14 protein-coding genes are annotated in these 13469 nt (G+C 63.7%); 10 read left to right on the forward strand and 4 right to left on the reverse strand.

The window, feature by feature from the left end; translation table 11 throughout:
* Nucleotides 1–239: 239 nt before the first annotated feature.
* The gene (gene pcaQ, locus EOA36_RS11565; RefSeq protein WP_127277753.1) at nucleotides 240–1157 is read right to left on the reverse strand and encodes a pca operon transcription factor PcaQ; all 918 of its coding nucleotides are present in this window, start codon (nucleotides 1155–1157) and stop codon (nucleotides 240–242) included.
* 93 nt (nucleotides 1158–1250) lie between these two features.
* Between pcaQ and pcaD the strand changes: the two genes are divergently transcribed.
* From pcaD to pobA, 6 genes are read left to right on the forward strand one after another with little or no spacing between them, the layout of a single operon-like run.
* Nucleotides 1251–2060 (forward strand): 3-oxoadipate enol-lactonase, encoded by an 810-nt coding sequence (gene pcaD, locus EOA36_RS11570; RefSeq protein WP_127277754.1) that lies wholly within the window; start codon nucleotides 1251–1253, stop codon nucleotides 2058–2060.
* Nucleotides 2053–2463 carry a 4-carboxymuconolactone decarboxylase gene (gene pcaC, locus EOA36_RS11575; RefSeq protein WP_127277755.1) on the forward strand — a complete coding sequence of 137 codons (411 nt, stop codon included), beginning with the start codon at nucleotides 2053–2055 and terminating at the stop codon, nucleotides 2461–2463. The genes pcaD and pcaC overlap by 8 nt, the downstream gene beginning before the upstream one ends.
* Complete coding sequence (gene pcaH, locus EOA36_RS11580) at nucleotides 2456–3208, forward strand: protocatechuate 3,4-dioxygenase subunit beta (protein WP_127277756.1); 753 nt, start codon at nucleotides 2456–2458, stop codon at nucleotides 3206–3208. Before pcaC ends, pcaH begins: the two co-directional genes overlap by 8 nt.
* Nucleotides 3208–3822, forward strand: a complete 615-nt coding sequence (pcaG, locus tag EOA36_RS11585) for a protocatechuate 3,4-dioxygenase subunit alpha (protein WP_127277757.1) — start codon at nucleotides 3208–3210, stop codon at nucleotides 3820–3822. The genes pcaH and pcaG overlap by 1 nt, the downstream gene beginning before the upstream one ends.
* A gap of 15 nt (nucleotides 3823–3837) precedes the next feature.
* A complete protein-coding gene (locus EOA36_RS11590; RefSeq protein ID WP_127277758.1) occupies nucleotides 3838–4890 on the forward strand; it encodes a 3-carboxy-cis,cis-muconate cycloisomerase in 1053 nt (350 codons plus the stop codon).
* Entirely contained in the window at nucleotides 4890–6062 is a 1173-nt protein-coding gene (gene pobA / locus EOA36_RS11595) for a 4-hydroxybenzoate 3-monooxygenase (RefSeq protein WP_127277759.1), read from the forward strand. Before EOA36_RS11590 ends, pobA begins: the two co-directional genes overlap by 1 nt.
* 99 nt (nucleotides 6063–6161) lie before the next feature.
* Here the strand turns inward: pobA and EOA36_RS11600 are convergent, their stop codons facing one another.
* Genes EOA36_RS11600 through EOA36_RS11610 form a run of 3 tightly spaced genes read right to left on the reverse strand, consistent with a single transcriptional unit; the run spans nucleotide 6162 to nucleotide 9218 of the window.
* Complete coding sequence (locus EOA36_RS11600) at nucleotides 6162–7025, reverse strand: carbohydrate ABC transporter permease (RefSeq protein WP_127277760.1); 864 nt, start codon at nucleotides 7023–7025, stop codon at nucleotides 6162–6164.
* Entirely contained in the window at nucleotides 7022–7912 is an 891-nt protein-coding gene (locus EOA36_RS11605) for a sugar ABC transporter permease (protein ID WP_127277761.1), read from the reverse strand. Before EOA36_RS11605 ends, EOA36_RS11600 begins: the two co-directional genes overlap by 4 nt.
* A gap of 13 nt (nucleotides 7913–7925) precedes the next feature.
* Complete coding sequence (locus tag EOA36_RS11610) at nucleotides 7926–9218, reverse strand: extracellular solute-binding protein (RefSeq protein WP_127277762.1); 1293 nt, start codon at nucleotides 9216–9218, stop codon at nucleotides 7926–7928.
* Between the two features lie 325 nt (nucleotides 9219–9543).
* Between EOA36_RS11610 and EOA36_RS11615 the strand changes: the two genes are divergently transcribed.
* From EOA36_RS11615 to EOA36_RS11630, 4 genes are read left to right on the forward strand one after another with little or no spacing between them, the layout of a single operon-like run.
* A complete protein-coding gene (locus tag EOA36_RS11615) occupies nucleotides 9544–10815 on the forward strand; it encodes an extracellular solute-binding protein (RefSeq protein WP_127277763.1) in 1272 nt (423 codons plus the stop codon).
* Nucleotides 10816–10863: 48 nt separating this feature from the next.
* On the forward strand, nucleotides 10864–11796 hold the full coding sequence (locus tag EOA36_RS11620; RefSeq protein WP_127277764.1) for a sugar ABC transporter permease: 933 nt from the start codon (nucleotides 10864–10866) through the stop codon (nucleotides 11794–11796).
* Nucleotides 11793–12647 (forward strand): carbohydrate ABC transporter permease, encoded by an 855-nt coding sequence (locus tag EOA36_RS11625; protein WP_127277765.1) that lies wholly within the window; start codon nucleotides 11793–11795, stop codon nucleotides 12645–12647. The genes EOA36_RS11620 and EOA36_RS11625 overlap by 4 nt, the downstream gene beginning before the upstream one ends.
* Complete coding sequence (locus tag EOA36_RS11630; protein WP_127277766.1) at nucleotides 12644–13384, forward strand: PIG-L family deacetylase; 741 nt, start codon at nucleotides 12644–12646, stop codon at nucleotides 13382–13384. The genes EOA36_RS11625 and EOA36_RS11630 overlap by 4 nt, the downstream gene beginning before the upstream one ends.
* Nucleotides 13385–13469 lie beyond the last annotated feature (85 nt).

Consider the following 13469-nt stretch of genomic DNA (forward strand, 5'->3'; position numbering starts at 1 on the left):
GTATTCGTGGCGTGTCGCGCCGCCAGCCATCGAGGTGGCGAGAAACTGGCGCCGCGACACGCCACGAATACTGGATCTGCTACTGCTAGCGTAGGTCATGCATTCCTCCCTCTGTGGTCCTCCATCGGTACAGTGCACCAGTGATTTGGTTCGGTAAAATGATATTTTGCGGTGTTTCATTAACCCTGGGGTTAGCGGATTCCTGAGGGAAGACGGAGCCCGTCTGACCAGTCGATGCCTTAGCTGCCCGATCTGGCCGCCTCGCGAATGGTTTGCAGCAGAATGGTGAAGGCCGGCGAGGGGGCGGTGTCGGTGCGCATCGTCAGGCCGACCGGCCCCTTGGTCTCGTCGGTGTCGACCGGCAGGGAGACGAAGGCGCCGTTGGCGATCTCGTTGGCGACCACGCCGGCCGAAATGATCCACACCGCATTGCTCTGCCGCATGAAGGCGCGGCCGAACGAATCCGAGACCGTCTCGATCTCGGTGGCCGGCGCGGTCATGCCGTTGGTTATGAACAGGCGATCGACAAAGGGCCGGATGACGGATTCCCGGGTCGGCATCAGCACCGGAAATTCGTCGAGGCTGGCGAAGATGTCGGCCCCCGGCTCCAGTAGCGGATGTCCGGCCCGCACCACGAACAGCACTTGTTCGGAGTAGAGATGTTCGAAGAAAAAGCCGGTCATGTTCTCGGGCGCCGCCAGCCGTCCGACGACGAGGTCGAGCGCGCCGGTGCGCAACTGTTCGAGCAGAACGGCGTTTTCGCCTGTGACGATCTTGAGCGCGGCGCCGGTATTTTCCCGCAGGAACAGGCTCATGGCTCGCGGCATGACCTTCGCCGACACGGTCGGCAGCGCGCCGATGCGGATCGGATGGCGATTGACGGCGCCGTCCTGGCGGACGGAATCGACACCGCGCTTGAGAGCCGTAATCGCCGAACCGGCATGGCCGAGGAAGATCTCGCCAAGCCTCGTGACGCGGATGCCGCGCCCGTCACGCTCGACGACGGCGACACCCAGCGCGTCTTCCAGTTCACGCAGCGTCTTGGTCACCGCCGGCGCGCTGACATGCAGAAAATCGGCGGCGCGGGCCACGCTGCCTTGTCGCGCGACTTCCAGGAATGCCTGCAGGTGACGGAACCGGATGCGGCTCTCGGACATGAATTTGATAACCCCTGAGTTAATGAAACGGCGCAAAATATCATTTTACCGAACCAAACGCCTTGTGCAATGTGGAGATGGAGGATTGAAATCGTGCCATTCGTCACCCTTGGCGGCATCACGCTGCATCACCGATATGTCGAGGCGAACGGCAGGACGCCACCGGTGGTGTTCATCAATTCGCTGGGCACCGACTTTCGCATCTGGGACGAAACTGTCTCGGCGCTTGAGGGGGAAATGCCCTTGCTGGTCTACGACAAGCGCGGCCACGGACTGTCCGACATCGGTGACATCAGGTCGATCGACGATCATGTCGACGATCTCTCGGCGCTCATCGATCATTTCGGGTTGGAGAAGGTCGTGCTGTGCGGCCTGTCGGTCGGTGGCATGATCGCGCAAGGGCTATATGCCAGGCGGCCCGAAATCGTCGAGGCCATGATCCTGTGTGACACGGCCCACAAGATCGGTACGACGGACAGCTGGAACACACGCATTGCGACGGTCGAAAGCAAGGGCATCCAGGCCGTTGCGGATGGCGTGCTCAAAGTGTGGTTCACTCCGACCTTCCATACCGCGCGGATGGCCGAGCTTGACGGCTATTGGAACATGATGACCCGGCAATCGCCTGCCGGCTATATCGGGACTTGCGTGGCGGTTCGCGACGCGGATTTCACCGACGTGGCATGCCGCATCGCCGTGCCGACGCTCTGTATCGCCGGCGACCAGGATGGCTCGACACCTCCCGATCTTGTCCGCTCGCTGGCGGCTCTTATCCCCGGTTCGCGTTTCGAGATCATCCGCGACGCCGGGCACATTCCCTGCGTCGAACAACCCGAGGCGCTCACCGCGCTGATCCGCGATTTCATCGCATCGCTTGCCCCTGGAGCACAAACTCATGGATGAAGTCCCCGGCAACGCGACCAGATATCGCACCGGCCTTGCGGTGCGGCGCGCCGTGCTCGGCGATCCGCATGTCGACCGGGCCGAGGTCGCTGCCACCGATTTCGACCAGCCTTTCCAGGAACTGATCACCGAGGCTGCCTGGGGAACGGTGTGGGCCAGACCAGGCTTCAGCAAGCGCGAACGCTCGATCGTCACGCTGGCGCTGCTGGCCGCACTCGGCCATGATGAAGAGGTCGCCTTGCATGTGCGCGCCACCGCCAACACCGGTGCGACGCGCGAGGATATTTGCGAGGCCTTCCTGCATGTCGCGATCTATGCCGGCGTGCCGGCGGCCAACCGCGCCTTCAGGATTGCCAAGGAGGTGTTTGCGGAAATGGACGCAGACAAGGCTGCCCATGGCTGAGCCCGGCTCCAACCAGACGCCGGAAACCGGCGCCTTCTTCCAGCGCGACCGCCAATGGCACCCGCCGGCGTTCACGCCGAGTTACAAGAGTTCTGTGCTGCGTTCTCCACAGAAGGCATTGCTGTCATTCGACAACACGCTGTCGGAACTGACCGGCCCGGTGTTTGGCCATGCCATGATCCGTGAACGCGACAACGACCTGATCCACAATTTCGCCAGGCCGGGCGAGAGCGCCATCGGCGAGCGCATCATCGTCCATGGGCGGGTGCTCGACGAGCGCGGCGTTGGCGTTCCTGGTGCGCTGCTCGAATTCTGGCAGGCCAATGCCGGCGGCCGCTATCGCCATAAGAAGGACGGCTATCTGGCGCCGCTCGATCCGAATTTCGGCGGATGCGGCCGCACCCTCACCGGCGAGGACGGCGCCTATGCCTTTCGCACTGTCAGGCCCGGTCCTTATCCCTGGCCGAACGGCCCGAACGACTGGCGGCCGGCGCACATCCATTTTTCGGTTTTCGGCCACGGCTTCGCGCAGCGGCTGATCACGCAGATGTATTTCGAGGGCGATCCGCTGATCTGGCGCTGTCCGATCGTCGGCGGCATTCGCGACAAGGCGGCCGTCGAAGCGCTGATTGCCGCGCTCGACATGCAATCGACAATCCCGATGGACGCGCTTGCCTACAAATTCGATATCGTGCTGCGCGGGCGCCGCTCGACGCTGTTCGAAAACAGACCGGAGGGCAATTGATGGCGCAGTCGCTCGACCGGCCGAAAGAGAGCCCTTCGCAGACCGCCGGACCCTATGTCCACATCGGGCTGACGCCGAATTTCTGCGGCATCGGCGGCGTCTATGAGGACGATCTTGGCTCGGCCATGGTCAATGAGCGGACCAAGGGCGAGCGCATCGAGTTGCGCATTCGCGTGCTCGACGGCACCGGCACGCCGTTGAAGGACGCGCTGATCGAGATCTGGCAGGCGGATGCCGACGGGCTCTACAATTCGTCCGCGGAGATGCGCGGTGCCGCCGATCCGAACTTCTTCGGCTGGGGCCGTTGCCCGACCGACATGGAAACCGGGCTCTGCTCGTTCGAGACCATCAAGCCCGGCCGCGTGCCGTTCCGCGACGGTCGCCTGATGGCGCCACACATCACGCTCTGGATCGTCGCGCGCGGCATCAACCTCGGTCTGCATACACGGCTCTATTTTTCCGACGAGGAAGAAGCCAATGGCGAGGATCCGATCCTGGCGCGTATCGAGCACCGCGTTCGCGTGTCGACGCTGATCGCCGAGCGCCAGGGCGACGCCTATATCTTCGATATCCATCTCCAGGGGGACAAGGAAACCGTCTTCTTCGACAGTTGATGGACGGAGCAGGACATGACCGTATCGCCCTTCGACCATCCGCTGCTTTCGGGCCTGCTCGGCGACGAGGAGGCGGCGCGGCATTTTTCGGTGGAAGCCGACATTGCCGCGATGCTGGATTTCGAACGTGCCTTGGCCGAAGCCGAGGCCGACCGCGGCATCATCCCCAGGGAGGCCGCGGCGGCGATCGTCAAGGCGATTGCCTCGTTCCGGCCGGATACCGGCAAGCTGCGCGCTGGGGTCACCAAGGATGGCGTCGTGGTCCCGGAGCTGGTGCGCCAGATCAAACTGGCCGTCGGCGAACCGCATGGCGGTTCGGTCCATTTCGGCGCCACCAGCCAGGACGTCATCGACACCAGCCTTGTGCTCCGGCTGAAATCCGTCGTCGAGCATCTCGGCCTGCTGCTGACCGAGACAATCATAAGGCTCGCGTCCCTGGAGGAGCGCTTCGGGGGTAGGGCGCTGACCGGGGTGACCCGCATGCAGCCGGCGATCCCGATCACCGTGGCGGATCGCGTGACGGCGTGGCGGGCGCCACTGCAGCGGCACCAGGAGAGGCTGTCGCAACAGTCGACGCGCCTGCTCGTCCTCCAGTTCGGCGGCGCCGCCGGCACTCTGGAAAAGCTTGGCGACAAGGGGCTGGCGGTGCGCGCCGCACTTGCCGCCAGGCTCGGCCTCGGCGATGCCTCGCAATGGCAGAGCCAGCGCGATGCGCTCGCTGACTTGGCCGGCCTGATGTCGCTGATAACGGGAAGTCTCGGCAAGTTCGGCCAGGACATCGCGCTGCTGGCGCAAGGCGGCACCGACATCGAGCTATCGGGCGGTGGCGGCTCGTCGGCGATGCCGCACAAGCAGAACCCGGTGAAGGCCGAAGCATTGGTGGCGCTTGCTCGTTTCAACGCCACGCAACTTTCCGGCATGCATCAGGCGCTGGTGCATGAGCAGGAGCGTTCGGGTTCCGCCTGGACGCTGGAATGGCTGCTGCTGCCGCAGATGGTCGTCGCGACGGCCGCATCCCTGCGCCTTGCCGCCGAACTGGCCGCGCAGGTCGAAAGCCTCGGCCACTGATGCGCACCCAGGTCGTCATCGTCGGCTCGGGACCGTCCGGCCTGCTGCTCGGCCAGTTGCTCGCCACTATCGGCATCGAGACCGTCATCCTCGAGCGGTCGAGCCGCGAGCACGTGCTTGGCCGCGTGCGGGCCGGCGTGCTCGAACAGGGCACGGTCGACCTGCTTGGGGAGGCTGGTGCTGCTGAAAGGCTGCATGCCGAAGGCCTTCCGCACTCCGGCATCTCGCTTGCTTTCGACGGACGGCTGCACCGCATCGATCTCACTGCACTCACCGGTGGCAAGCATGTCACCGTCTATGGCCAGACCGAGGTGACACATGATTTGATGGACAAGCGCGAAGCGGCGGGACTGGTCACCGTCTATGAAGCAGCCGATGTCGCGCTGCACGATTTCGACGGTGCCGCGCCTTTCGTCACCTATGAGAGGGATGGCGTCAGCCATCGCATCGACTGCGACTTTATCGCCGGCTGTGACGGCTATCACGGTGTCTCCCGCAAATCGGCACCAGCGCGGGCGCTGAAAACCTTCGAGCGGCAATATCCGTTCGGCTGGCTGGGCGTGCTGGCGGAAGTGCCGCCGGCCGATCATGAACTGGTCTATGCCAATCATGAGCGAGGCTTCGCGCTGTGCTCGATGCGGTCGACGCACCGCAGCCGCTACTATGTGCAGTGCCCTCAGGACGACAGGGTCGAGGCATGGTCCGACGACCGCTTCTGGGACGAGCTGCGCCGCCGCTTGCCGGAGCGGACGGCAGCAGGCGTCACCACCGGACCGTCCTTCGAAAAGTCGATCGCACCGCTGCGCTCCTTCGTCGCCGAACCCATGCGCTTCGGCCGGCTGTTCCTGGTCGGCGATGCCGCCCACATCGTGCCGCCGACCGGCGCCAAGGGTCTCAACCTCGCCGCCAGCGACGTGCGCTATCTCTTTGCCGGTTTGCGCGACTTCTACCGCGAGAAATCCATGGCCGGCATCGACGCCTATTCGCAAAAGGCATTGGCGCGGGTGTGGAAGGCGGTGCGCTTTTCCTGGTGGATGACGACCATGCTGCATCGCTTTCCCGATACCGGCGACTTCGGCCAGCGCATCCAGGAGGCCGAACTCGACTATCTCGTGCACTCGCGCGCAGCGTCGACGGCGTTGGCGGAAAACTATGTCGGCCTGCCTTATTAGAGCCTGTTCCATCCCGATGGATCGGGATGGGGCTCTATCTCTGTTTGAGCATGATCTTATTCGAAAACCGGCTATCCACTTTTCGGGATCATGCCTTGGCTACCCCTTGATCGCCGAGCCGACGATGGAATCGACGAAGAAGCGCTGCAGGAAGACGAACAGGATGAGAGGCGGCAGCACGGCCAGCGTCGCGCCGGCCATCACCAGTCCGGTGTTGACCGCGCCCCTGTTGTAGCTCAACAGCCGGCTGAGGCTGATGACGATCGGATAGGCGTCGGCGTTGCCCTGCAGCACCGTCAGCGGCCACAGATAGCTGTTCCAGTGATAGACGAAGGCGAACAGCGCCAGTGCGGCGATCGCGGGCGCCACGCTCGGCGCCACGATCTTGAACAGGATCAAAAGTTCCGAGGCACCGTCCATGCGCGCGGCGTCGACCAGGTCGTCGGGCACCCCGGCGATGAACTGGCGCATCAGGAAAATGCCGAAGGCATTGGCGAGGTTGGGCACGATGATGCCGGCAAGGCTGGCATTGAGGCCGATCGAGCCGACAAGACGATAGAGCGGGATCAGCGTCACGATCGGCGGCAGGAACATGGTGGCGATCAGCACGGAAAACAAAAGCGAGCGGCCGGGGAAGTGGTATTTGGCGAAGGCGTAGCCGGCCATCATGCTGGTGACCAGCACGCCGGCCGTTGTGATCGAGGCGATCACCAGCGAGTTCCACATGGAGCGGCCGACATTGACCACACCCGAAACCTTTTCATAGGACTCGAGGCTCGGCGCATGCGGTATCCAGACCGGTGGCACCTGCATGCTCTCGGCCGGCGTTTTCAGGCTCGACAGCACCATCCACACCAGCGGGAAGGCGGATGCGACGGCGGCCAGCAGCATCAGCGTCGCCAGCAGCGCCTTGCGGCCGGAGGGGCGTCCGCGCGGAAGCCAGCTCGACGATCCCGCGCTCATTCCTGGTTCTTCCGGTTGGCGAGTGCGAAGAGCGCACAGACAACGACGATCAGCGACAGCATCAGCATGACAGCCATGGCCGAGCCCAGTCCGCCCTGCGCGCGTTCGATGCCGACACGGCGGATGTGATAGGTCAAGACATTGGTCGAGCCAACCGGCCCGCCCTGTGTGATCAGCGCCACCGGCTCGAACACTTGCACTGCGTTGATGATGGCGATGACGGCGCTGAACAAAAGCGTGCGCCGCATCAGCGGCAAGGTGATGAAGCGGAACTGCTCGAATCGGTTGGCGCCGTCGAGCTTCGCCGCCTCGTAGAGGCTGCCCGGAATCTGCGTTAGCCCTGCGATTGCCAGCACGGTGAAATAGCCGACCTGCTGCCAGACGTTGAGGAAGACGATCGAGATCAGCGCCGAGCGCGGCGACGACAAGAAGGGCTGCGGTCCGACGCCGATCAGGCCGAGCATCTGGTTGAGCGGCCCCTCGCTCGGCGAATAGAGTTTCGACCAGACCAGCGCCACCGCGATCATCGGCACCATATAGGTGGAGAACAGCACCGTCCTCAGCGCCGTGCCGCCGGCGACATCGTGCTGGTAAACCATCAGGCCGAAAGCCACCGACAGCGGCAGGATCAGGACGACGGACAGTGCGGTATAAATGGCGGTGTTGGTCAGCGCGCCCTTGAAGTCGCGCCCGACCGAGGTCGGCCCGAAGATCTCGCGGAAATTGTCAAGGCCGATGAAGCTGGCGCTGGAAAACGGTGTCTGCGTCGACCAGTCCTGGAAGGACAGCCAGACGGTGAGCAGCATCGGCAGCAGGATGAAGATGCCGATCAGCGTCACGGCGGGCATAAGCATGATGCCCGCCGAGGCACGGTACCTCTGGATCATTACGGTCTGATCATTATTTGGCGGCGCGCTCCAGGATCGAGGTGGCGTCGGCCTGCGCCGTCGCCTGCGCATCCTTGGCCGAGACCTGGCCATACTGCAACGCCTCGATCGTCTGCTGCAGGGATTCCGAGAATTCCTGTCCGCCGGGCACCACCGGGAAGGGCTTTGCGCCGGCGAGCACGCTGACATAGCCGGACAGGAATTCCGAGCCGAGCTTGTCCTTGTGCGCCTCGATGTCGGAGGTGCGCGACGGCAGGATGCCCATCGACATCAGGATGTCGGACATGGCCGACGCGCCGTTCTTGCCGGACTTCGGATTGTTGAGCCAGGCCAGGAAATCCCATGCCGCCTTCTGCTCGGCCTGGCCCGCATTGGCGTTGACCACGGTCATCCAGGAATAGGAGATCGCATGCGGCTTGTCGCCGCTCGGGCCGACGGGGATGGGGGCCGTGGCGATGTCGGTGAACCTGTCGCGCATGCCGGTCTTCAGCGCACTCTCCCACCAGTTGGCCATGATGATCATGCCGGTCTTGCCGGAGACGAAATTGTCGAGGAACGGGCCGGTCGTGTTGGCGTCGGCGGTCGCCATGGCCGGCACGCTGGCGCCGGACTTGATGAGGTCTTCATAAAGCTGGAACGTCTCGCCGGCCTGCTTGCTGTCCAGCACCGGCTTGCCCTCCCTAACCAACTCGCCGCCATTGGAAACCAGCAGTGACGCGAAGGGATGGACGACGCCCGCGGCCCATGAATTGATCATGCCAAAACCCTGTTGGCCGGCGTCCTTGTTGGTCAGTTTCCGCGCCGCGTCCTTGAACTCGTCCCACGTCTTTGGCGGAGCGGCGATGCCGGCCTGCTTGAACAGCGCCTTGTTGTAGTTGAGCGCGTAGACGTCGATCTCGTTAGGTATGCCGTAGAGCTTGTCGCCGACCGAAGCGGCGCTGACGACGCCCGCCGGCCAGGCGCCCTTGACCTCGCTCGCCACCGCATCGGGGGCAGGAGCGACGAGCTTGTCGCGGGCGAGTTCCGGCAGCCAGAGATCGTAGATGCCACCGATTGTCGGACCGTCCGCACCGCCGCCTTGGGAGCGAAGCGTGGTCAGGAGATCGCCGAAAGGAACGGCGCGCACGGTGACGCTGATGTCGGGATTGGTCTTGGCGTAATCCTTGGCCGCCGCTTCCAGCAGCGCCACCGTCTCGGGCGACCAGTGCGTCAGGTAGGAGATGTTGACCGATTGCGCCCAGCCGCTGGCGGGCAGGATGGCAAGACCCGCGGCCAGTGCCAGTTTCGACGTCCAGGCAAACGACATCCCTCATCCTCCACTTGAGCATAGCGATCACGATGACGTTATGACAACATGAAGCGATCGCGCAAGGCCCGTTTGCGAAAAAGCTGCATGCAGAAACTGGCACCATCTTTCCATGGCCACCACAGTGAGATATTTAGTTATTCAAAAACAATAAGTTATTAGAATTGATTGAATCAGATCATTCGACGATGCCGTTCTGAGGGAAAATGACACCTCTTGCTAACAACGCTATGTCGTTATAATGACTTAGGCCGAGCGAATGACTCTCGCGCGGCATCGAAGTGTCGCGGGACGCCAAGGACAGAGAAAAACGGGAGAACTGGCAATGAGCATGCTTTCAATTCACCGGCGCGCCGCGCTAGGGCTGATCGGCGGCCTTGCCGCCGCCTGCGCGGGCATCTTCACGACCCTGCCGGCCAGGGCCGACAGCACGGTGACATTGTGGAGCTGGCGCACCGAGGACGAGGCGGCGATGCGCCGCATCTTCGACGCCTTCGAGGCCAAGAACCCCGGCATCAAGGTCAACATCCAGTTCACCCCGGATGCCGACTACCAGAACCGGCTGAGCACGGCGCTGCGCGGCGGCCGCGGGCCTGATATCGCCCAGCTCAAGGCCTATGGCGAGTTGCAGCCCTTCGTCGATGCCGGCTATCTCGACGTGCTCGACGACAGCGTGCCGGAATTGAAGAACATGCCGGACGCAGCCCTTGGTGGCGCGCGCGGCCGCACCGACGGCAAGGTCTACGGCGTGCCTTATTCGGTGCCGATGATGGGGGTGTTCTACAACCAGGATATCTTTGCCGCGCAAGGCATCGAGATCCCCAAGACCTACAAGGATTTCGTCGCCGCCTGCGAGAAGCTGAAGGCGGCCGGCATCACCCCGATCGCCACCGGCGGCGCCAATGGCTCCGCCTGGGAACTGGAGATCGGCGTCGGCGTCATCGGCCCGACCGTCTACGGCCCCGGCTTCTACGACGAGATGATGACCGGCAAGGCGACCTTCGAGGACCCCCGCTATGTCGCGGCACTGAAGCGCTTCGCCGAGCTGAAGCCCTATTTCCCCGACGGCTTCGCCGGCATCGACTACACCACGGCCACGCAGCAGTTCATCGGCGGCAAGGCGGCGATGTTCCTCGGCGGGTCCTTTGAGAACGGCAGTTTCAAGGCGCAGAATCCGAAGCTGAAATTCTCCATCTTCCCATTCCCGGCCGACGATGCCGGGACCAAGCTCTATACCTCGGCCTTCTCGGACGGCTCCTACGGTCTCGTCTCCGAGAGTCAGAACAAGGAGGCCGCCACCAAGGTGCTTGGCTTCATGGCCTCGGCCGAATTCGCCCAGCTGTTCGCAGACGAGCTCGGCTGGCCTCCGGCCCGCACCGATGTGACGGTGAAGGATCCTGTGCTGGCGCAGATGATGGAAATGTCGAAGAACTCGACACCCTATCTGACGCTGGTCGGCTTTCGCTGGCAGTCGCCGACGGCCTCCTCGGTCTTGCAGTCGGAGATCATCGACATGGTCGAAGGCAACATCGCACCCGAGAAGCTGGCCGCCGATATTCAGGCCGCCGTCGCCACCTGGTTCAAGCCGAAGCAGTGAGGAGCCGGGCCGGTCGCATCGCGGCCGGCCTCTCGCCGGACAGAACGTATGGCCAACCTTCACCGTACAAGCAGCCTGAAACGCACGCAGCAGCGCATGGCCGTGCTTTTCATCCTGCCGGCGCTGGCCGTCTATGCGCTCTTCGTCCTCTATCCCCTGGCGATGTCGCTGTGGGGCAGCTTCTTCATCTGGAAGGGGCTGCGCATGGTCGAGTTTGCCGGTTTGTCGAATTTCTCGCGGCTGTTCGTCTTCCCGAGCGGCGCGCGGCTCTACGGCGCGCTCTGGCACAACACCGCCTGGTTCTTCGGCATCATGGTCTTCCAGAACGGCATCGGTCTTTTGTTCGCCTGGCTGCTGTTCCTGCGCGACAGGGGCGCGGCCTTCTTCCAGTCGGTGTTTTTCTTTCCGGCGGTGCTGAGCCCGGTCATCGTCGGTGCGCTGTGGCGGCTGCTCCTGGCGCCCGGCGGCGTAGTCGAATGGGCGCTGAACGGGCTTGGCCTGCATGAGGGCAGCCTCACCGTGCTCGGCAACAGCCACACGGCCCTCGGAATGCTGATCGCCGTCGACGTCTGGAACTGGATGGGCTTGCCGGTGCTGATCTACACGGCCGGCCTGCGGCAGATTTCCGGCCAGATCTTCGAGGCGGCCAAGCTCGACGGCGCCGGCAATGCACGCATGCTGTTTTCGATCGCGCTGCCGCTTTTGATGCCGGCGCTCGGCACGCTGACGACGCTGTCGTTTATCAACACCTTCAACCAGTTCGACATCGTCTATGTCATGCAGGGCGTGCAGGGCAATCCGAGCTACGCGACCGACACGCTGGTGACCTATTTCTACCGGCTGGCCTTTGGCGCCGAGGGCGCTGTCGGCATCACGGATATCGGGCTGGCGCTGGCCTTGGGCACCGTACTGTTCCTGATCCTCAGCATCGGCACGCTTCTGATGCTGCGCTTCTTCGATCGCCGCACGGTGCAGTTGTGAGCGCGCTGGCGATCCCGCACAGGACCTTCTCGCCGAGACTGGCGCGGCTGCCCGGCTGGACGGTGCTGGTCTGCTGGACGGCCGCGGTTCTGCTGCCGCTCTACATCCTCGTCGTCTCCTGCTTCAAGACGACCGCCGAGATCTATGACAATCGGCTCGGCCTGCCGCAAAGCTGGGCCTTCGACAATTTCGTCCGGGCGTGGACGCGCGCCGATCTCGGCCACAATTTCATCAACAGCCTGATCGTCACCGGCGGCGCGGTCATTCTCACCATCGTCGTCTCGGCGATGGCCGCCTATCCGCTCAGCCGCTACCGGCTCGGCTGGAATGCCATCATGCTCGGCCTGTTCCTGTCGGGCATCATGCTGCCGATCAGGCTGGCCTCGGTCGAACTGTTCACCTTGATGCGCAAGCTCGGCCTGCTCGATTCGCTGACCGGGCTGATCCTCGTCTATTCGGCGATCCGCATTCCCTTCGCCGTCTTCATCTTCGCCAACTTCATGCGCGTGTTGCCCTCCGAACTCGACGAGGCGGCGCGCATGGATGGCGCCGGCGAGGTCCGCATCCTGTTCCAGATTATCCTGCCGATGGTGAAGCCGGCGGTGTCGATCGTCGCCATCTTCACGGCGATCGCTGTGTGGAACGACTTCTTCTTCCCGCTGATCTTCATCTTCGACGACCGCTACAAGACCGTGCCGCTGGCGATCAGCGTCTTCGTCGGCCAGTTCCGCACCGACTGGGGCCTGGTCTTCGCCTCGCTGGCGATCTCCATGGCGCCCATCCTGATCATGTATTGTCTGCTCGCCCGCCAGATTCGCGAAGGCGTCGGCGCCGGGGGAGGCATGAAATGATCGAAGACAGGATCTACGCCGCAAGCTCCATCCTGGTCGTCGGCGCGCACGCCTTCGATGCCGAGGTGATCGCTGGGCCGCTGGCCGCCGCCGCCGTTAAACGCGGCGCTTCGGTGACCTTCCTGCACCTGACCATGGGCGAGCAGGGGCATCCCTGCCTCATCCCCGCGCATTATTGCGTGCAGAAGGAAGAGGAAGCGGGCAGGGCCGCCGAGCGGCTTGGTGTCAAGGTGCGCAGCCTCGGCCTGCGCGACGCCTTCCTGCCGTCGGACGACGAGACGGCGCTCGAGGTATGCGACATCATTCGCGAACTCAAACCCGAGATCGTCATCACTCATTGGCACGGCAGCTGGCACAAGGACCATCGCGCCGCCGCGCATCTGACGCAAACCGGCATCTTCTACGCCGCCCTGCCGACGGTAGCCAGCGACAACCCGGCGCACACGCCGCAACTGCTCCTGTTCGGCGAGAACTGGGAGGATGATGACGGTTTTCGGCCCGAACATCTCGTCGATGTCAGCGACGGCTTCGAGGCCTGGAGCGAGGCGGTCAAGGAGTACGAGTTGGCGCGGGGCCTGAGCAGCTTTCCCTATGTCGATTACTACAGCGCGCTCTACCGGTTGCGCGGCTGCCTGCGCGGTACGCGTTACGCACAAGCCTTCGCGGCGGCGTCGCATTCGTGGAATGCCGGCAGCGGCCTGTTCGCGCCGCCGTTCGGCAAGGGGCCCGGCCGATGACGCGGGTTCTGGCCATCGATCTCGGCGGCACCAATCTGCGCGCCGCCGTCTTCACCGGCGATGTCGGCGCGCTGGACATGCCGAG

This window comes from Mesorhizobium sp. M8A.F.Ca.ET.021.01.1.1, from assembly GCF_003998025.1.
GTDB lineage: Bacteria > Pseudomonadota > Alphaproteobacteria > Rhizobiales > Rhizobiaceae > Mesorhizobium.